Annotated in this window: 17 protein-coding genes; 6 read left to right on the top strand and 11 right to left on the bottom strand. The window is 68.0% G+C overall.

The features are described 5' to 3' along the window. Nucleotides 1-120 precede the first annotated feature (120 nt). The gene (locus VF542_RS02690; protein ID WP_408650167.1) at nt 121-837 is read left to right on the top strand and encodes a thioesterase II family protein; all 717 of its coding nucleotides are present in this window, start codon (nt 121-123) and stop codon (nt 835-837) included. On the opposite strand, the gene VF542_RS02685 is transcribed toward VF542_RS02690, so the two are convergent. The 7 genes from VF542_RS02685 to VF542_RS02655 form a co-directional block, all read right to left on the bottom strand. Next, the gene (locus VF542_RS02685; RefSeq protein WP_408650166.1) at nt 806-1,615 is read right to left on the bottom strand and encodes a TetR family transcriptional regulator; all 810 of its coding nucleotides are present in this window, start codon (nt 1,613-1,615) and stop codon (nt 806-808) included. The genes VF542_RS02690 and VF542_RS02685 overlap by 32 nt on opposite strands. A gap of 58 nt (nt 1,616-1,673) precedes the next feature. After that, complete coding sequence (locus VF542_RS02680; protein ID WP_408650165.1) at nt 1,674-3,029, bottom strand: NAD(P)/FAD-dependent oxidoreductase; 1,356 nt, start codon at nt 3,027-3,029, stop codon at nt 1,674-1,676. A 28-nt stretch (nt 3,030-3,057) separates the two neighbouring features. Next, nucleotides 3,058-3,336, bottom strand: coding sequence for an acyl carrier protein (locus VF542_RS02675; protein WP_408650164.1), 279 nt, complete (start codon nt 3,334-3,336; stop codon nt 3,058-3,060). 41 nt (nt 3,337-3,377) lie between these two features. Then, complete coding sequence (locus tag VF542_RS02670) at nt 3,378-4,001, bottom strand: flavin reductase family protein (protein WP_408650163.1); 624 nt, start codon at nt 3,999-4,001, stop codon at nt 3,378-3,380. After that, a complete protein-coding gene (locus VF542_RS02665; protein ID WP_408650162.1) occupies nt 3,998-5,563 on the bottom strand; it encodes an amino acid adenylation domain-containing protein in 1,566 nt (521 codons plus the stop codon). Before VF542_RS02665 ends, VF542_RS02670 begins: the two co-directional genes overlap by 4 nt. After that, complete coding sequence (locus tag VF542_RS02660; RefSeq protein WP_408650161.1) at nt 5,560-6,687, bottom strand: acyl-CoA dehydrogenase family protein; 1,128 nt, start codon at nt 6,685-6,687, stop codon at nt 5,560-5,562. Before VF542_RS02660 ends, VF542_RS02665 begins: the two co-directional genes overlap by 4 nt. 263 nt (nt 6,688-6,950) lie before the next feature. Then, nucleotides 6,951-8,726: an MFS transporter gene (locus tag VF542_RS02655; RefSeq protein WP_408650160.1), complete on the bottom strand. Its 1,776-nt coding sequence runs from the start codon at nt 8,724-8,726 to the stop codon at nt 6,951-6,953. A gap of 135 nt (nt 8,727-8,861) precedes the next feature. Between VF542_RS02655 and VF542_RS02650 the strand changes: the two genes are divergently transcribed. After that, nucleotides 8,862-9,452, top strand: coding sequence for a TetR/AcrR family transcriptional regulator (locus VF542_RS02650; RefSeq protein WP_408650159.1), 591 nt, complete (start codon nt 8,862-8,864; stop codon nt 9,450-9,452). A 39-nt stretch (nt 9,453-9,491) separates the two neighbouring features. On the opposite strand, the gene VF542_RS02645 is transcribed toward VF542_RS02650, so the two are convergent. Together VF542_RS02645 and VF542_RS02640 are read right to left on the bottom strand one after the other, a co-directional pair. Next, a complete protein-coding gene (locus VF542_RS02645) occupies nt 9,492-9,758 on the bottom strand; it encodes a hypothetical protein (RefSeq protein WP_408650158.1) in 267 nt (88 codons plus the stop codon). A 19-nt stretch (nt 9,759-9,777) separates the two neighbouring features. After that, nucleotides 9,778-11,226: a cation:proton antiporter gene (locus VF542_RS02640; RefSeq protein ID WP_408650157.1), complete on the bottom strand. Its 1,449-nt coding sequence runs from the start codon at nt 11,224-11,226 to the stop codon at nt 9,778-9,780. A gap of 152 nt (nt 11,227-11,378) precedes the next feature. Here VF542_RS02640 and VF542_RS02635 point away from each other — a divergent pair, with 152 nt between their 5' ends. Both VF542_RS02635 and VF542_RS02630 read left to right on the top strand, forming a co-directional pair. Next, nucleotides 11,379-12,263 carry an SDR family NAD(P)-dependent oxidoreductase gene (locus tag VF542_RS02635; RefSeq protein WP_408650156.1) on the top strand — a complete coding sequence of 295 codons (885 nt, stop codon included), beginning with the start codon at nt 11,379-11,381 and terminating at the stop codon, nt 12,261-12,263. A 29-nt stretch (nt 12,264-12,292) separates the two neighbouring features. Next, nucleotides 12,293-12,724 (top strand): hypothetical protein, encoded by a 432-nt coding sequence (locus tag VF542_RS02630; protein ID WP_408650155.1) that lies wholly within the window; start codon nt 12,293-12,295, stop codon nt 12,722-12,724. 13 nt (nt 12,725-12,737) lie between these two features. On the opposite strand, the gene VF542_RS02625 is transcribed toward VF542_RS02630, so the two are convergent. Continuing rightward, on the bottom strand, nt 12,738-13,955 hold the full coding sequence (locus tag VF542_RS02625; RefSeq protein WP_408650154.1) for an ABC transporter substrate-binding protein: 1,218 nt from the start codon (nt 13,953-13,955) through the stop codon (nt 12,738-12,740). 174 nt (nt 13,956-14,129) lie between these two features. On the opposite strand from VF542_RS02625, the gene VF542_RS02620 reads away from it, so the two are divergent. Both VF542_RS02620 and VF542_RS02615 read left to right on the top strand, forming a co-directional pair. Then, nucleotides 14,130-14,612 (top strand): hypothetical protein, encoded by a 483-nt coding sequence (locus tag VF542_RS02620; protein ID WP_408650153.1) that lies wholly within the window; start codon nt 14,130-14,132, stop codon nt 14,610-14,612. Further along, a complete protein-coding gene (locus VF542_RS02615) occupies nt 14,575-15,837 on the top strand; it encodes a hypothetical protein (RefSeq protein ID WP_408650152.1) in 1,263 nt (420 codons plus the stop codon). The genes VF542_RS02620 and VF542_RS02615 overlap by 38 nt, the downstream gene beginning before the upstream one ends. 26 nt (nt 15,838-15,863) lie before the next feature. Here the strand turns inward: VF542_RS02615 and VF542_RS02610 are convergent. Then, nucleotides 15,864-17,425 (bottom strand): ATP-binding cassette domain-containing protein (locus tag VF542_RS02610; RefSeq protein ID WP_408650151.1); only part of this gene is annotated, 1,562 nt, incomplete at its 5' end.

The raw sequence follows: 17,425 nt of genomic DNA, 5'->3' as shown, positions 1-17,425 counted from the left end.
GTTGTCAACCCGGATTGACCGGATTTGAGTGGGTGGCAGACAGGATGTAATGCTGGCACCAGCGCCCCGGCTGACAGGCCTTGACGAGCACACACCGACCCCACCGCCCGAGGAGTTCACGTGACGGCTGCGATGCCCCGGATGGTGTGCTTTCCGCATGCTGGTGCCAGCGCGATGACGTACAACTCCTGGCGCTCGGCGCTGGCCGGCCAGTTCGAGGTCAGCATCGTCGATCCGCCCGGCAGGGTCGGCCGTCCAGCTGAACGACCGGCCGGCACCATGGCAGAACTGCTGCTCAGCGTGGCGCAGCGCGCCGAACCCCTACTGCGCCCGCCGCTGGTGCTGTACGGGCACAGCCTGGGCGCCCTGCTCGCCTTCGAGACCGCTCGCCGGCTCACTGCCCGGGGGACAGCCCCGGCGCTGCTGGTGGTGTCCGGGCGCAACGGGCCGACCGTCGGGGCGGCGACCGCCGACATCCACAAGCTGCCCGACAGCGAGCTGCTGCACGCCGTGGACCGGCTCGATCGCAGCATGCCTCCGCTGCACGGCAATCCCGAACTGGCCGAGCTGTTCCTACCCGTCCTGCGGGCGGATCTGACGCTGGCCGAGACCTATGCCTACCAGGCGGAACGGCCGTTGAGCTGCCCCATCCTGTCGATCCAGGGTGAGGACGATCCGGTGGTCACCCGGCCCGGGGTCGCGAGCTGGGCAACTGAGACCACCGGCCGCTGCACTTTCAGCTGGCGCCCCGGCGAGCATCTGTTCCACCTGAGGAGCACTCGGTTCGTCAGCGAGCTGCCCGGGCTTATTTCTGAGGCGCTTTCTTCACCGGCTTGACCGCGCTGCTGCGCACCGGTCGAGCGCCAGAGGCAGGCTGCTTTGCCCTGGCAGGACGGGTGGTCGCGGGCGGGGCAGCCAGCGGTTCGGTGAGGTAGCGCTGAATCGTCGGGCTCAACAGGTGCACGAGGGATTCGGTGGGCATGTGAGCGATCGGGCCGTAACCCATGACGTAACGCAGGAAGGCCACGCCGACCAGTTGCGCGCCGATGAGCGTGGCGCGCAACTCCGCGTCGTCACCTTTCAACGCCTGCCCGATCCGGCCGAGCAGCTCCTGCGTCAAGAAGTTGCGCAGCAACTGGGCCGCTTCCTCGTTCGACACCGCGGAGCGCAGCACCGCAAGCAGTTGCTGGTCGGTGGTCGGCTCCTCCCACTTGTTGAGGAAGGTCCGCACCAGCCGCTCGCCCATGCCTTCGATACCGGCCTGCAGCACCGGCGGCAACATCTCCGACGGTGCGAAGGTGTCTTCGATCGCCGCGGCGAAAACGCCTTCCTTGGACGCGAAGAAGTGATGGATCAGCGCGCCGTCCACGCCTGCTTCCTGGGCAATCGCGCGGATCGTCGCGCCGGCATAACCCCGTTCGGCGAACAGCTTGCGAGCAGCCTGGAGAATGTCGTCACGCGTACCGCTGCCCCCGGGCCGCCGCCCGGTTCGGTTGGACCGATGCGCACGTCCTCCGGCAGAGCCCGCTGGCGCGACCATGGCGATGACCTTCCCTCGAGGCGGATGTGTCGTCACGGACTCGATGGAGGCCGTCTTGTTCTTGGCTTCACCCATGACACTAGGCTCCGTCCGGATATCCGCAGGCGATGAATATACATCAGATCGCCGTGGACTAAAAGGAAGCGGCCGCGGAGGGTGAGCTGAGGTCGCTGAGGTAGCGATGCCACAGGTGGTCGGGGTCGTTCTCCACAGCCTTGACGATTTCGCGCATAGCCACCAGCGCGGCGGGTTCCTCGTCGTCGTAGACGTCACCCTGCAACATCTTCAGAACATCGAGACGATAACGGGGATCCTGGACAAAAGCGGTGAACAAGACGTTCAATCGGTAGTAGATAGTGATGAACTCGTACCACGAACTCACCGCACGGCGCAGCGTCGACTCGAACCGGCTGAATCGCTCGTGACTGTAATCGCCGGCCTTGAACGCCTCGATGATGTCGGCACTTGCCAGCCGGGCGCTGTTCAACGCCACGCTGACGCCGCTGGAGAAGATCGGGTCGACGAACCGCGCCGCATCACCGATCAACACGAACGAATCGCCCGCGACCTGTGTCATCGCATAGCTGTAGTCGCCCTCGGTCTTGAACGGCTTCACCCGTTCGGACTTCTTCAGGGCGTCCAGCAGGTCGGGACGGCTCGCGACACAGTCCCAGAAGAACCCTTCGCGATCGTCCTTCCAGTCCTGGAAACGGGACTTCTGGGTTACCACCCCGATGCTGGTGATCTCATCGGTGATGGGAATCTGCCACACCCAGGTGTCCGACAACGGCAGGAAGTGGATGAAGATGTACTCGGTCTGGCCCTCCTGAACCGCCAGTGCCTTGCGGTCCAGGCCCTTGAACCAGGCATGCACCGCGTACTGGTTGAAGACCGGGTCGGAGACCTTGTACTTCAGCTTCGTACCAAGCATCGTCTGCCGCCCGGAGGCGTCGACGACCATCCGGGTCCGCACGTCACGAGTGCCCTCGCTGTTGCGGGTGTGCAGCACCGTGCTGTTCGGCGCGTCGAAGTCGACTCCCAGCACCCTGGTCTGCTCGAAGACCTCGGCGCCCAGACTGCGGGCATGGTCGAGCAGGATCTTGTCGAAGATTCCGCGATCGACATGGAAGGTGTAATCGCGATCGACGCCCGGCTGATCCCGCTCGCCGAAGAGCACTTCGGCCGCGCGGAAGTCATGGGTCAGGTTCTGGAAACCGTTGTGTGAGATGTTGCGACTTTCGGCCGAGGTCCACGCCGCGCCGTACTTCTTCGGAAAGCCCGCAGCGTCCACCTTCGGCATCACGCCGGTCTCGAGCAGAACCGGCGTGGTGGCCGGCACGAGTGATTCCCCGACGTGCTCGCGCGGGAACTGCGCGCTTTCGAAGACCGCAACCGAGATGCCTGCCTGCCGGAGGTAGGCCGCCGTCGTCGCGCCGGCCGGACCGCCTCCGATGATGCCGATGTCGTAGTCGTATTCGAGCTCAGTCATGGACGTACTCCGTTCAGGTTGGGGACGGTCAGCTGGCCTTGGCCGCGGGCAACAGGTTTCGCACCATCGCACTGATGCTCTGCAGGTCGCGGAAGTTGCCTGCCGTGATGGACATCGGCGGCACCGCGACGCCGAAGGCGTCCCGGATGAAGGTCAGCAGGATCGCCGTGTTCATCGATGTGAGGATTCCCCACTCGAGCAGCGGGCTGGTCACGGTGAGGGTCTGGTCCTCACTGTCGTCGAGAAAGCGCTGGCGCACGAAGGTCTCGATTCGTTCGGACACGTCGTCATTCAGCAGTTCGGTCATGCGAGTCTCCTTGAGGTTGGATGTCACTGTTGGCGGGGAAGTCACGATTCGTGCTGCAGCCAGGTGCCGTATGCCCGCCGCCAGTAGAGCAACGGATGCATCGAGTCGATGTCGGTGCCACAGGCCTGGACCGCCCCGACCAGGATCGAGTGGCTGCCCGCGGTGATGTCGGCGGTCAGCTCGCAATCGATGAAGGCATGCGCCGAGCCGTCGAGCACGGGCAGTCCTGAGTTGGGCGCCGGCCGCCAGTCCACATCGCTGAACTTCTCCGCCGCCGAGGAAGCGAACTGGTCGGAGAGCCCCGCCGAGGTGGACCCGAGGACATTCACCACGAAGGCACCGCTGTGCCGGATCGCGGCGAGACTGCCGTTGCGCTGGTTGATGCAGACCAGCACTTGCGGCGGGTCGGCGGACACGCTGCACACCGCGCTGCACGTCAGTCCACGCGGGGCGCCGTCCGGGTCGATGGCAGTCACCACCGACACCGCGGTGGGCAGGCTGGCCATCACGTCGCGGAAGGCCGCGCCGTCGACCCGGCACAGAGCACCGGGCACCTCGGTACGGAACACTTCGCTCAGCTTGCCGGCCAGGGCTTCCGCCGTGCCGTCGCCGTTCTCCACCAGCTTCTCGGTCTCGCTGACGTCGATTGTGAGTTTGGCGGTCATGAGAGTTCCTTTCCGGTTGCCTCTACCAACACCGGCGCGAGGTGGTTGAGCACTCGGAGCCGGGACGCCGCGTCGCGCCGGCTGCGGAGCCGCTGGGAATGCATCTCCAGCAGGATCCGGCGCTCGATCTTTCCGTTGTCGGAGCGAGGCAACGCTGACACCCGGTGCACTACGTCGACATTCATGGAGGTCGGAAGCAGCGAGGCCAGATGCGCCTTGATGCTCACCAGGCCGGGAGTGGCCTCGGCAACCGGCACCACGAAGGCCACCAGCGAGGCCGCCATCCCTTCACCGGCAACCACGACAGCGGAGCGTTCGATGTCGGGATGGGCGTCGAGCGCCGACTCGATGTCGCCCAGTTCGATGCGGTGCCCGCGCACCTTCACCATGTGGTCACGCCGTCCGACGTAGTCCAACGCCCCGTCGTCCCGAAGAACAGCGCGATCCCCGGTGCGGTAGCTTCCCGTGACGGGCGGCCGGCCCCAGTAACCGAGCATCACCGTCGGCCCGCTGACCACGACCTCGCCCTCCTGCCCGGGCGCGGACAGCCTGCCGTCGTCGTCGAGGAGTTCGATCGTGTCGCCGCTGCAGCCACGCCCGATCGGCACCGGCCGCTCCCGCCGCAGATCCGGTGGCTGGACCTCGTGGAAGGTGCAGACGTTGGTTTCGGTCGGGCCGTAGAGGTTGAGCAGCCTTGCCGAGGTCCAGCCGGCCAGCTCCCGCACGAAGGGAATCGGGAACGGCTCGCCCGCGAAGAGCACCGCACGCAGCCGGTCGGGTGCCGGTTGCCGCAGCAGGCCGCCCTCGATCATCATCAGGATCAGCGCGGAGGGAACCGAGTACCAGATGCTGATGTCGTTCTCCACCAGGAAAGCGACCAGCTCCGTCGGTGCGTATGCGAGTGCTTTCGGTACCAGGTGCACGGACGCACCGGTCGCGAACGCGCCGTACAGGTCCAGTACCGACAGGTCGAACCCGAACGGCGCGTGATTGGAGAACCGGTCCTCGGGCGTGGCGTCGAGTTCCCGCACCGCCCAGTCCACGAAGCTCATCGCGTTGCGATGGCTGATGCAGACTCCCTTGGGGGTGCCGGTTGAACCTGAGGTGTACAGGATGTAGGCCAGCTCATGAGGCTCGGGCTGGGCATCGACCCGGTCGCACGGCTGCGCGTCGCTGTCTGAGACCAGGGGCAGCACGGTGGCGCCCGACTCGCCGGCGGCCTGGCTGAACTCGCGGCCCGGTTCCGTTCCGCACAGCACCAGTCGTGGCGCGCAGTCGGCCACGATGGTCGCGGCGCGCATCGCCGGAGTGCCGGAATCCACCGGCACGTAGGCCGCTCCGGCCCGCAGCACGGCCTGCATCGCTACCACGGTGTCAGCTGACTTGTCGGCGTACAGCACGACCCGATCGCCGGGCTGCAGGCCTGCCTCGATCAACCGGGTGGCCAGCCCGTTCGCCCGGCCATCCAGCTCGCGGTAGCTCAGCTGCTGGCCCGCCGAGGCGATGGCCAGGCTGTCCGGCCGGTGCCGGGCGGAGTCGATGACGTACTCGTGAAGTCTCACAGTCCCACTCCTTGTGCGATCAGTTCGCGTTGGATTTCGGAGGTCCCGGAGAACAGCGTCGCCGGGATGCTGTCGCGCAGTTGCTGCTCCACACCGCCGCTGTGCAGGTATCCCCGGCCACCGAACAGCTGCACGGCATCGATGCTGTTGGCCACGGCTGCCTCGGAGACGGCAAGCTTGGACTGCGCCACCGCGTACTCGGCGGGTCGTCCGGAGTCGATCAGCGAGCACGCGCGGTAGAGCAGCAAGCGTGCGCTGTCCAGCCTCTGCACCATGTCGACCACCCGGTGCGAGACGGCCTGGAAGTCCGCCAACCGCTTGCCGAACTGGCGCCGCTCGCTGGTGTGGCGCACGGTGGCCTCGAGTTGGCGCCGCATCATCCCCAGGTAGATGGCGAACAGGCAGCCACGCTCCCACAGCATCGAGTGCTGGAAGATCGCCGCGCCCTGGCCGGGCTCGCCCAGCGTGTGGTGAGCTGCCAGTTCGACGGCATCGAAGGACACCGTTCCCGCCGAACAGCTGGTGAGGCCCATCTTGACGAACGGCTCTCCGCGGCTGACGCCGGCCAGGGCAGTGGGAACGGCGAAGGCGCTGACCCCGAGGAAGCCGGCCGCCGGATCGGTCACCGCGTAGGTGACGACCACGTCGGCCACCGGCGCGTTGCTGGCAAAGCTCTTCTCGCCGGTCAGCCGGTAGCCGCCCTCACCCAGCTCGGCCCGGGTGTCCAGCGCGCTGGAGTCGGAGCCGGCGCCCTCCTCGGTCATCGCATTGGCGGCTATCGCCCTGCCGCTGCAGAGGTCGGGCAGCATCTCCTTGCGCAGCTGATCGTTGCCGAACGTCGCGATCGGCAGCGTGCAGGCAAGCAGGTGCGCGCAGGCAGCGAAGGCGAAGCCGGTGTCGGGACAGGCCGCTCCGAACGCCTCGAGCGCAAGCGCCGTGTCCAGGGCCCCCAGGCCGCTGCCGCCGTGCTCCTGAGGTATGCACAAGCCCAGCAGGCCCAGCTCACCGGCAGCGCGCCAGTTGGCTCGATCACCGGCATCGGTCACCTCACCGAAGCGGGCACCGATCCGCTCGCCCAGTTCGGCCATGCCGTTGCGTTGCTCGGCAGTGAGATCGAAAGCCATCCGAACTTCTCCTTAGGACACAGCGAAGGTCGTTCAACAAGTCGCGGTGGGGCGGGCTGTTGGTCACCGTGTGATGACTTCATCACCTGTTGAACTTATGCCCGCGGAGGAAATTCGTCAAGTTATGAAATAAGTGAAACCCTCGTAAATCGGACTGCGCCGCTACCCGACCCGCATCTGGGGTCGATCGGGTTCAGGCTCACAGCACAAAGAAAAACCGCAGGGCACCCGTCGGGTGCCCTGCGGCCGGAGGCCGGTTTCTGTTAACCAGCCATCACCTGCACGCCATCGTGCGGCAGCTTGACTCGCGGGAGCCGGATTACCAGCAACAACGTCACGAAGAAGGCTCCTACATGCCACCACAGGGTGTCGCGCAGCGTGGAACTGAAGTCCGCCTTGCGGGCGGTCGGCAGCGCCACCTCGGTGGTGGCATGTTTGATCTTCTCGGCGACCGCCGGTGCCAGCGGGCTTCGGGTCAACTCGGACTGTGCGCTGGCACAGCTGGCCGGAACCTTGCTGAGATCCTTGGCATGGGTCCGGTCGGAGAAACACCTGTCGAAGTTGGCGACGATCTGCTGCTGGGCGGCCGCAGGAACACCGGCCGAGGAGAGCTCGGCCCGTAGATCCTGCTGCACCGAGCGTGAGGCTGCCGCGGAATTGCTCCCCAGCAAGGTGAAGAAGAGGACACCCACCACCGCGATTCCCACCGCCGCGCCGACCTGCTGGGCCGTGGCAAGCAATCCCGAGGCCGAACCGGCATCGTCGGTCTCCACCCCGGCCAGGATGACGTTGGTCACCGGGGCCAGGAACAGGCCGGCGCCGGCGCCGGCGACGAACAGGCTGGGGATCAGGTACCAGCCGTGCAGATCGGTGCCCATCCAGGTCAGCGTGCCGATCACTCCCAGCTGGCCGACGATCAGCAGCGCGCATCCGAGCGCCAGGACCCGCACGCCCAGGCGCTTGGCCACCTCGGTGGACCGGGCCGAGCCGATGGCCACCGCGAGCGCGAAGCCCAGGGTCACCGCGCCCGCTGCCACCGCGCTGAAGGTGAACCCCGCCTGCAGCGTCAGCAGCAGGATGAAGAAGAAGGAGGGGATGCCGGTGAAGAACACGATGCAGGCGAGCAAACCCAGGGTGAACGAGCGTTGTTTGAACAGCGCCGTGTTCACCAGCGGGCTCGCGTCCGCCATGCTCCGCCGGTGCTCGTAGGCACCGAAGACTGCCAGCGCCAGGACGCCGCCGGCCATCATGAGGAAGGACCAGATCGGCCAGTCCTGATCGCGCCCGATCACCAGTGGGAACACCAGCAGGAACAACCCGGTCGTCACCAGCGACGCGCCCGGCAGGTCCAGCCTGGTGGCGTTGCGCACCGTGGATTCAGGAATGCGGACCGCTCCGAAGGCCAGGGCAAGCAACCCGATCGGTATGTTGATGTAGAAGATGGAGCGCCAGTCGGAGTTGGCGATGTTCAGGGCGATCAGGAAGCCGCCGGTGACCGGCCCCAGGATGGTTGCCAGCCCGATGGTCGCGCCGTAGATCGCCAGCGCCTTGCCGCGCTGGGCGCGGGGAAAGACGACCTGAACGATCGAGAGCACCTGCGGGAACATCAGAGCCGAGAATGCGCCCTGGACCAGCCGCGCGACGACCAGCGTCGTGGGGTTGGGCGCCGCTCCGCAGATTGCCGACACGACGGTGAAGCCGGCCATGCCCGTCAGGAACATCTTCTTGCGGCCGTAGATGTCACCGAGCCGGCCGCCGGTCACCAGTGCGCAGGCGAAGGCCAGGGAATAACCTGCCAGCACGAACTGGATCTCAGCCGCGCTTGCTCCCAGCTTCTCCTGGATGGAGGGGACCGCGACGGTGGTGATCGTCGTGTCCAGAAGTTGCATGAACACCGCGGTGAGGGTGATGACCAGTACCAGCCAGCGCCCCTTCACCGCCTCGCCGCCGGACTCCGCACCGGCGTCGGAGCGCCGCTGCGTCCCGACACCGATGCCGAAACTGCCGGCGGACGCTTCGGAACTAGTTGATCTGGTCATCTCAGTACCCCAATTCAGCGAGTGATGAGTAAATTCTACGCACACTGAATTGTCGCTGGCAAGCGATTCCACCGATCGTCGCCGTGCAGGGTAGTGTCATGATCAACTCAACGACCAGCGAATTAAGGAGTCGACGTGCCGAGATCTCGCCCGGCCGCCCCTTCGGCGCCACCAGCGAGCATCCGAGACCAGATCGTCGAGGTGGCTCGCCAGGAACTGGCAGCCCGGGGGCTGCCCAGCATGACGATCCGGCAGGTTGCCCGGCTGGCAGGCGTTGATCCAGGTACGGTCCGGCATTACTTCCCGGCCAAGGACGACCTGGTACACGCCGCGATCGGAGCCGACGCCGAGCTGATCGAGGCCTACCGCCGGATAGCCGGCGAGGTGGCCGGCAAAGGTGCCGAGCGGGCTGGCGCGGCCTTGGTGGCCGCTGCGGTCAGCTCGCTGTATGAGGAGCCGGTGGCGGGGGTCGCGATATCGGCGTGCCTCACCGGCGCTGACTACGAGTCGACGGTCTTAGCCGCCTTCGACCGCGAGGTCGTGACACCGGTGGCGCACGAGCTGGGCTCGGACCACGGCGAAGAATGGTCAGCGATCGTGATGTCGGCCTTCCTCGGATTCCAGCTTCTGGCCACGCTGCTCCCAGCAGCGGGCCAGTCCTTACGCAACGCCGACGTCCAGGCGATCTTGGCCGAGTCGATCGGGGTCCATCTCAGGCCCGTGTGAGCCCGATCAGGTTCGCCGTGAAGAATGCCTCTTACAAACTCACACGGAGCCGACCTCGTCGCGCAGGATCACCGTCAGCTGCCAGGCGATGTCGCGGCCGGCGTCCTCCCAGGAGAACTCGTCATGCAGCGCCACGACAGGTGGGGAGTACCCGTGTTCCAACTCCCACTTGTGCAGGTACTCAGCCGCTGCCGAGAGCGCGACGTGCAATTCGTTGCCGTAGAACTGGATCGCTTCGCAGGCGGCGCTGGGATGCGACCGCGCCAGGGTAACTAGGTTGTCTTCCAGACGAAGGACTTCCGACATCGGGCCTCCCGGTGGTGTGTCAGGCTCGCGGCTGTGAGTCGACTGACTCGCCATCGAGGTGGTGCGAGCTGTCCGGAGTTGCGGAACCGAATGGCCAGGCGCCCACGTAGCGGTTGCCCAGGCCAGCACTGGTGTCAGACAAGCGCTCAACTACGGGAGAGGTACTTTTAACCTGTCCTCGCTTGCCACGCCACCTCTTCGACCACGCGGATCTATTCGTGTCGCTGAAGTAAATCTTTTCCATCACCGGACCGGTGATGAGCGTCGTGCCGATCGCCATCACAGCCAGGACTGTGAACATGCGGTTAGAGAGCACCCCAGCAGTCCGGCCCACATCAAGAATGACGAGCTCGGTCAAGCCCCGGGTATTCATGAGCAGACCTAAGCCCCAACTGTCCTGCGACGACAGCCTACATGCCCGAGCCGTTGCATACACGCTAAGAATTTTGGCAGCACTCGCCGAAATGATCACCAGGACCGTCACCAGCGCGTCATGAGCACCGAAGTCCCTGACGCTCATTGACAGTCCGGTCAGCACGAAGAAGACCGGCATCAAGATTTTACTGGCGTCGGCGAGCTTTTCCACGACCTCGGGAGCCTTTCCGCAGACCACGTCCCGGGGGCAGGCGAATCCGAAGGCAAACGCTCCGAAGATCGGGTGCAGGTGCATCGCGGCGGTCGCGCACGAACTCAGAAAGATTCCCACTAATAACAAACTCATAGCTAACGCTGATCCGGCCTGGTCAATGCGATTTCTGCTTAACACAGCAATTACGACCGGCCGGGCGACATACCGCAGGGCCAGCAGCAGGCCGACGAACTCAAGCAGCAGGATTACCGTCGATGCACCGCCTGCCCGGCGCGTCATGGCGACCACCGCGGCAAGCAGGGTCCACGACACGACATCACCGGCAGCTGCCGCACTCAACGCAAGCCCGCGAATATGCAGCCGCTTCAAGCCGGTGTCGTTCAGTATCCGGGCAAGCACGGGGAAGGCCGTTGCCGAGAAGGCCACTCCGATGAACAGGGCCTGCACCAGCTGAGTCGCAGCTGGGCCTGAGGTTGAGGCCGGCACCGGCCGGATCCACCAGGTGAGCGCCATACCTACCGCCAACGGGACCAGGACCGACGCGGCGGCGACCGAGGTGGCACTGCCCCGCAGCCCACGCAGAGCAGGCACGTCGATTTCGAATCCCACTACAAACATGAATAACACCAGGCCCACATTTGCAAGGATCATCAGGAACGGCCTGGTCTCCACAGGGAATAGCGTCCGAGGCAGATCACCGGGCAGGTACCCGAGCACGCAGGGTCCCAACGCCAGACCAGCGAGGATCTCGGCGATCACCGGAGGCTGGTTGCGCTTGCGCAGCAGCCAGCGGGCCACCACACACGCCGCCGTCACCAGGGCGAGTTCGAGGAGCACGCGCGCTGTCACCCAGTCCGCGCTGTGGATTTGGGGATTCATACGAAATGGTCCTCATCGAGTAATGAAATCAACAGGTGATGAACATAGGCACAGCACGGACATCTAGGCAACCCCGGGGACGAGTCGGAGGCGAAACGCTGACGTCAGCCACACGCGGTTGCATCAGAACTCAACATCGGTAGAATTACCGCATGTCCCAGAACACGTGCAACCGCAGACACGCCCTGGTTACCGGGTCAAACTCCGGTATTGGCCGGGCAACAGTGAATGCGCTGGTTGGCAAGGGGTGGCATGTCTTCGCCGGGCTGCATCACGCAGACGATGCGGGCGACGCCTACGACGAGAACCATGTGACCACCGTGACGGTCGACGTCACCGATGAGGGACACCTCGACGAGGCGGTCCGGGTGCTCTCCCAGCATCTTGGCGACCGGGGGCTCGATGCGCTGGTCGACAATGCCGGAGTCGGTGTCGCCGGTCCCCTGGAGTTCGTTCCGCTGGCCAGGTTGCGGACCCAGTTGGAGATCAACGTCACCGGCCAGGTGGCGGTGACCCAGCGGTTCCTTCCACTGCTCAGGAAGGCGACCGGGCGCATCGTGTTCATCAGTTCGATCGGCGACCGGATGGCGATGCCCTTCGCGGGCCCGTTGACCAGCAGCAAGGCCGCCCTCTCGATGATCGCCCACTCCTGGCGGCAAGAACTGGCTCCCTGGGGAATCGGTGTGACCATCATCGCTCCCGCGCTGGTGCATACCGAAGCTGCCGACAAGCTGCAACGCGATGCCGACGAGATCGTGAAATCCCTGCCCGAAGCGGGCCGGCGGCTCTACGGCACCACGTTCAGCGAGATGATTCGCAGGGCCGTCAAGCAGGAGAAGGGCGGCAGCCCGCCGACCGCGATCGCCGACGCGGTGGTCCGGGCGCTGCTGGCACGGCGCAGCCCGGCCAGGGTGGTCGTGGGCAAGGGCGGCCGGATGCTGTCGGTGCTGGCCATGTTGCCGGTGCCTCTCCTGGACGCGCTGCGCAGGCGGCTGTTCAGACTCCCGGCGCCCGGATCGGCCCTCGAAGCCCGCTGAGGGTGGGAAGCCCGAGTTACCATCCGGGTGTGAGGCTCCGGGTCGGCGTCGCGGCTGTTGCCCTGCTCACCATCGCAGGTAGCGGGGCCCTCGCGGGGTGCACCGGTCAGTCGGCGCATCCAGGCGGTTCGGCCAGTGCTTCCTGCAGGCCGGTGGCCGGTCCCGGCTTCAGCTGGCCGGCGGGCATACCTGGCGACCTCCCGAGGCCGCCTGAGGCGCGGCTGGACAGTGTTCAGCAGCTGGCCAGCGGCTTCACGCTGGTGACGTTCAGCACCCCGGGAACCGTGCGCGACAACCTGATCCGGTTCAGCTCGGCGCTGCAGGGGGCCGGCTACACGGTCGGCCGCGGAACCGTGGGCGCCAACCAGAGCCGGTTGCCGTTCACCCGGAACGGCAAGCCCGCAGTGCTGCAGCTGACAGCGATCGGTGCCTGCACCACGCGCTGGCAGATTCAGGCGTGAGGATCGGGGGGAGTCACTGGGCGACAGCGGGTAGCTGGGTAGAGAGCGCATCGTCGGTCACCGCGGCGAACCGCATCGTGGCGAACCGGCCGAAATACATGTCACTGGAGCTGACACCCTCCCGGTCGTCCGGGCCGAAACCACGCTGGTCACCGTTGGCCCCTGTCACCGAAGCACCTTCCACCGCGGCTAGGAGCGGCGCGCCGGTGGCTCCTGCGGTGATGGTCAGCGCCGCCGAGATCAGCGCTACCGCGTCGTAGGAGTACATCGCCCAGTCCGGCGGCTGCAGCACCGGGCGGCCGGCCGCGATGACACCTACCCGGTCAGCACCGTAGCGCTGCTCGTACGCGGCCCGGAACCGCTCGAAGGGCGCCGGGCCCTGCTCGCTGGTGATCCGGAAGGACACGAACGTGGCGCCGTCGAGCCAGCCGGGATGATCGGCGAGTTGCTGGCGCACCAGCGGATCCTCACCGGTCGGGCTCAGGAACAGCGCCACGTTCCAGCCGGTGGACCGGGCGGCCCTGATCACGTGGGCGATCGTGGCCGCACCGGCCCACACCACCAGGGCCCTGGCACCGGCCCGGCGGGCCGAGAGCACCTGCGCGCTCACATCGGCGGCCGTGGCGGGCAACACGATCCGTTTCATCACGGAGAGATCATTCCGCGCCAGGTCCTGGCTCAGCTGGCGGGCTCCGTCACGGCCGTAGGAGGAGTCATCACTTATCAGTGCGATCTCAGAGGTATGGCGTGCGGCGAGGTAATCGGCCAGCCGCCGGCTCATGAACCTGTTCGCCGGTGCCAGCCGGAAGATCGTCGGGTGAGCCACCGGGTCGACGAACGAGCCGCCACCCTCGAAGACCACGAAGACCGGCAGGGAGGCCGCATCGGTCACCTGCGACACCGCCAGCGCACCGGTGCCGTCGGTGATCAGCGCGGCCGCATGCCGGCGAACGGCGGTCCTGGCGTTGGCGACCGCCACGCTCGGCGAGCCGTTGTTGTCCAGGATCTCCAGCCGGAGCGGGCCCGATGCCACTCCCGCAACGGTGCCCTGCTGGGCCACGGCCAGCTCCGCGCCACGCGCCACCGACCGGCCGATCCAGGGCTGGTCGGCCAGCGGTGCCGACACCACGATCAGCGGACCGTCCCTCGGTGCGTCGCGGTGCCGCTCACACGCCGTGCCCGACAACAGCCCGCAGAGCAGGACGGCCGACATCACCCGCTTGCCGACCACAGCTCTCCTTTCCGCACCGACGATGGCCGCACGAGAACCACGATGACCCCGATGATCAGGAGCACATTCTCCCAGAGTCACCGGCTCCGCTCGGGTGCTGTCGGCGCGCCCATGCGGGATCGCCGACTGGGTACCGTGGCAGGGACGCCCGGCAGCACAGGAACGGAGGACTGGATGAGGCTCAGCGCGCTCGGTACGGCGGCGATCGTGGCCCTGACGCTGGTCGGCTGTGGCGGGACGGCGGAACCGGAGCCCGCCACCGGTAGTTCCAGCACCGCGAGCTCACCGGTCGAGACCGACGCCGACGCGACAGCCTCGGCGGCGGCGTGCGGAAACCGGACGGCACCGCACCCCGAGCTCGCTCGCCAGCTCCCGGCCGGCTTTCCCACCGTTGCCGGCTGGACCGCGACGGAGGTGGTGAACCAGGGCCAGACCCGCGTGGTGAACGGCATCCTGCCCGGTGAGGCCGCTGACCTGGTCCGGGTCCGCGACTCGGCTGCCAGCCAGATCACCGCCACGGGATACACCAAGTCCGGCTCGGACGAGGAGCCCGGCTTCGAAGCCGAGGCGGAGTTCGAGGGTCCACACGAGGTCAACATCAAGGTCAAGCCGTTGTGCCGTGGCTATCTGGTCCTCAGCTACACCGTCCGGCAGTAGCCGCCGGGTCGGCATCGCCGCAGCGGCCGCTGCGGTGCTGCTGACGCTGGCCGGTCCCTGCTATGCCGACACCATCGAGCTCCCCACGCCGCAGGCCGACCAGCTCGGCGGCTCGGAACTGTTCCAGGCGCTCGGCACGTCCCGGGACCAGTTGCCCGGCTACCTCGCTCCCGGCCCGCTCAGCAACGACGAACTCGTCCAGGTGGAGACGACCGGCGATGGCCGGGTGACCCGGGTCGCCGACGAGCAGCGGATCCAGATCACCGGGACCGGTGACTACTACGTGCGCGAATCCGGACCGGCACGGGCCGCGACCGCCGCGGGTGGCGATGCCCCGGTGCTCTCCCTGGGCGACGTCGTCTGGCAGGGGTTCGCCACCGGCAGCCGGCAGCTGGCGGCCCGCATCGAGTTGGATCCCGAGATCGAGTCCCGGCACCTGCCGCTGCGGATCGGCCTGACATTCACCGCCGCCGGAGGCCGCCCGACCGCGCTGGGCACCGACCGGCAGGTACCCGGTGCCGGCACCGTGACACTCACCGTGGAGAACACCACCGCCCAGCGACTGTCGCTGCCGACGGCCGCAGACGCCGACGCCCGCCTCCTGGCCGGCACGCTGGACCGGGTGCTCGCCGAGGCCCGCCGCGGCGGAAGCGGCAGGCTGCCGACCACCCGGGCCGGCATCCCGGCACAGCTGCCGGTCACCGGCGACGCGACCAGGCAGGCTGTCCAGCTGGTGCCGCTGCGCCTTTCCGGCGCCCTCAGCGTGCGCACCGACGGGCCGGCCGGCCAGCTGAGCACCGTCCGGCTCGACTCGCTGCTGCGGGGCACCTCGAGGTTCGCCGTGAGCGTCCGTCGGCCGGGCAAGGTCGCGCTGGAACTGACCGCGGTCCCGGCGCTGGACCCGGCTGCCCTCGCCCCGCCACGCGGGCTCACCTCCTGGTCGGCGTGGGCGCGCTCGGCTCCACCACCGGCCGAGCGGCGAGCCGCCCTCGACCTGCTGGTGCAGGCCGCGGCGACCGGCTCGCGGGCGTCGGCCTACAGCCCGTACCTGGGATCGCAACTGGAAACCCGGGGCCGCACGACGTTTCGCTACCAGCTGGCGGCCGCCCGCTCCGAGGGCCCGGCACGCGCTCGGCTGACCCCCCGGCCGGTACCGATCAGCCTCGCGGTCCTGGCCGCACTCGCGCTGCTCGGCTGCGCCACCGTGGTGTGGCGCCGGTCCTGACGAGCCGGCCGGTCCTCCCAGTCGCGTCAGGGCCCGCCCAGCAAGGCCTGCCGCACGGCGGGATCGGCGTGCACCGCCACCGCCTCGCCGGTGGCCAGCACCCGCCCGGCATCCAGCACGGTGACCCGGTCGGCCACCGCCGAGACCAGCCGCAGGTCGTGTTCGACGACCAGGACCGCGGCGCCGTCGTCGGCCAGCCGGCGCAGCACGTCGCGCAGCTGCCCGCGCTCGGCGGCGGTCATCCCGGCGGCCGGCTCGTCGAACAGCAGTACAGGCGCCCCGGTGGCGACCGCGCGGGCCACCTGCAGCAGCTGCCGCTCCCCCGTGGTCAACCGCGCCGGGTCGAGATCAGCGAGAGGGGCCAGGCCCAGGGCAGCCAGCGTGCCGGTCACGACGGCCTGCAACTCGGCAGCCTGGCGCCGCGACCCGGGGGTGCCGAACAGCTGCCGGACCACCGCCTGCGGCCAGGTCCTGCCACCGCGAGCGCCCAGCGCCACCTGCCGCGCCGGGCTGAGCCCGGCGAGCACGACCGGCTGCTGCGGCGTGCGCACCACGCCGGCCCGGACCCGGCCGGGCACCGAGCCGGATCGCTGGAGCCTGCCGCCGATCCGGAGCGTCCCGGCGTCGAGGCCACCGGCCAGCACTTCCAGCACAGTGGACTTTCCGCTGCCGTTCGGGCCCACCAGCGCGTGTACCTGGCCGCCGGACAGCGTCAGGCTGACCTCGTCCAGCGCCGTCACTCCGGCGTAGCCGACGCTGGCGTGGGCCAGTTCCAGGCTCACGCCGTCCCTGGCCGGCCGGGACGGCGGTACTGCCGTGGCCGGCCGGGACGGCGGTCCTGCCGTGGCCGGCCGGCGACGCGGTGTCCGGCCGGTGCGGTGTGGGAACCGCCGGTGCGACAGTTCCCGTACCGCCACCGCCGCCAGCAGCACCACCGCCGCCAGCATCGCTCGCCACGGCGTACCGGCCGAACCGGTCAGCGCGGACGCGCCGGTGGGCAGCACCGCCAGCGCCGCGACTGCCAGCACCGGTCCCCACCACCGGACTGCTCCGCCGACGAGCACCGCCGCCAGCAGCTCCAGGGACAGCAGCGGGCTGACGTCGGCGGGTGAGATCACCCCGACCAGCACGGCTGATCCGGCACCGGACACCGCACCCAGCGCGGCGGTGCCGGTGATCACCGCGCGGCGGCGCGCCGCGACCGGAACTCCCAGTGACGCGGCAAGCTCCGGCGACTCGCGCAGGCCGGCCAGGTCCAGGGCCGCCGGCCCGCGGCCGAGCCGGTACAGCGCCGCGACCGTGAGCACGCAGATGCCGGCGGCCAGGGACAGGTTGATCCACTCGGTGAGCGTGAACTCGATCCCCAGCGTGCGCGACACCAGCCGCGCCGGTACGGCCCGGGTGATTCCCTCGGTGCCGCCGAGGACATCGGGGAACGCGACCGTGGCGCGCTGGGCCAGCCAGGCCAGTGCCCAGGTCGCCAGCGCCAGGTAACCGCCGTCCAGCCTTGCCGTCCCCAGTGCCGTGAGGTAGCCGGCGGCGGCGCCGAGCAGCACCGCCAGCCCGGCCGCGACACCCAGCGGCAGCC

The sequence above is a fragment of the Jatrophihabitans sp. genome (assembly GCF_036389215.1).
Classification (GTDB): Bacteria; Actinomycetota; Actinomycetes; order Mycobacteriales; family Jatrophihabitantaceae; genus Jatrophihabitans_A.
The sequence above is the reverse complement of the archived record's forward strand: the minus strand, read 5'-3'. Positions and strand labels throughout refer to the sequence as shown.

Bases quoted from the DNA above. Each gene is read 5' to 3' on its own strand.
- VF542_RS02670 (WP_408650163.1), bottom strand. From the start codon at position 4,001: ATGACCGCCAAACTCACAATCGACGTCAGCGAGACCGAGAAGCTGGTG.
- VF542_RS02655 (WP_408650160.1), bottom strand. From the start codon at position 8,726: ATGACCAGATCAACTAGTTCCGAAGCGTCCGCCGGCAGTTTCGGCATC.
- VF542_RS02645 (WP_408650158.1), bottom strand. From the start codon at position 9,758: ATGTCGGAAGTCCTTCGTCTGGAAGACAACCTAGTTACCCTGGCGCGG.
- VF542_RS02660 (WP_408650161.1), bottom strand. From the start codon at position 6,687: ATGGCTTTCGATCTCACTGCCGAGCAACGCAACGGCATGGCCGAACTG.
- VF542_RS02635 (WP_408650156.1), top strand. From the start codon at position 11,379: ATGTCCCAGAACACGTGCAACCGCAGACACGCCCTGGTTACCGGGTCA.
- VF542_RS02675 (WP_408650164.1), bottom strand. From the start codon at position 3,336: ATGACCGAACTGCTGAATGACGACGTGTCCGAACGAATCGAGACCTTC.
- VF542_RS02620 (WP_408650153.1), top strand. From the start codon at position 14,130: ATGAGGCTCAGCGCGCTCGGTACGGCGGCGATCGTGGCCCTGACGCTG.
- VF542_RS02640 (WP_408650157.1), bottom strand. From the start codon at position 11,226: ATGAATCCCCAAATCCACAGCGCGGACTGGGTGACAGCGCGCGTGCTC.
- VF542_RS02685 (WP_408650166.1), bottom strand. From the start codon at position 1,615: ATGGGTGAAGCCAAGAACAAGACGGCCTCCATCGAGTCCGTGACGACA.
- VF542_RS02680 (WP_408650165.1), bottom strand. From the start codon at position 3,029: ATGACTGAGCTCGAATACGACTACGACATCGGCATCATCGGAGGCGGT.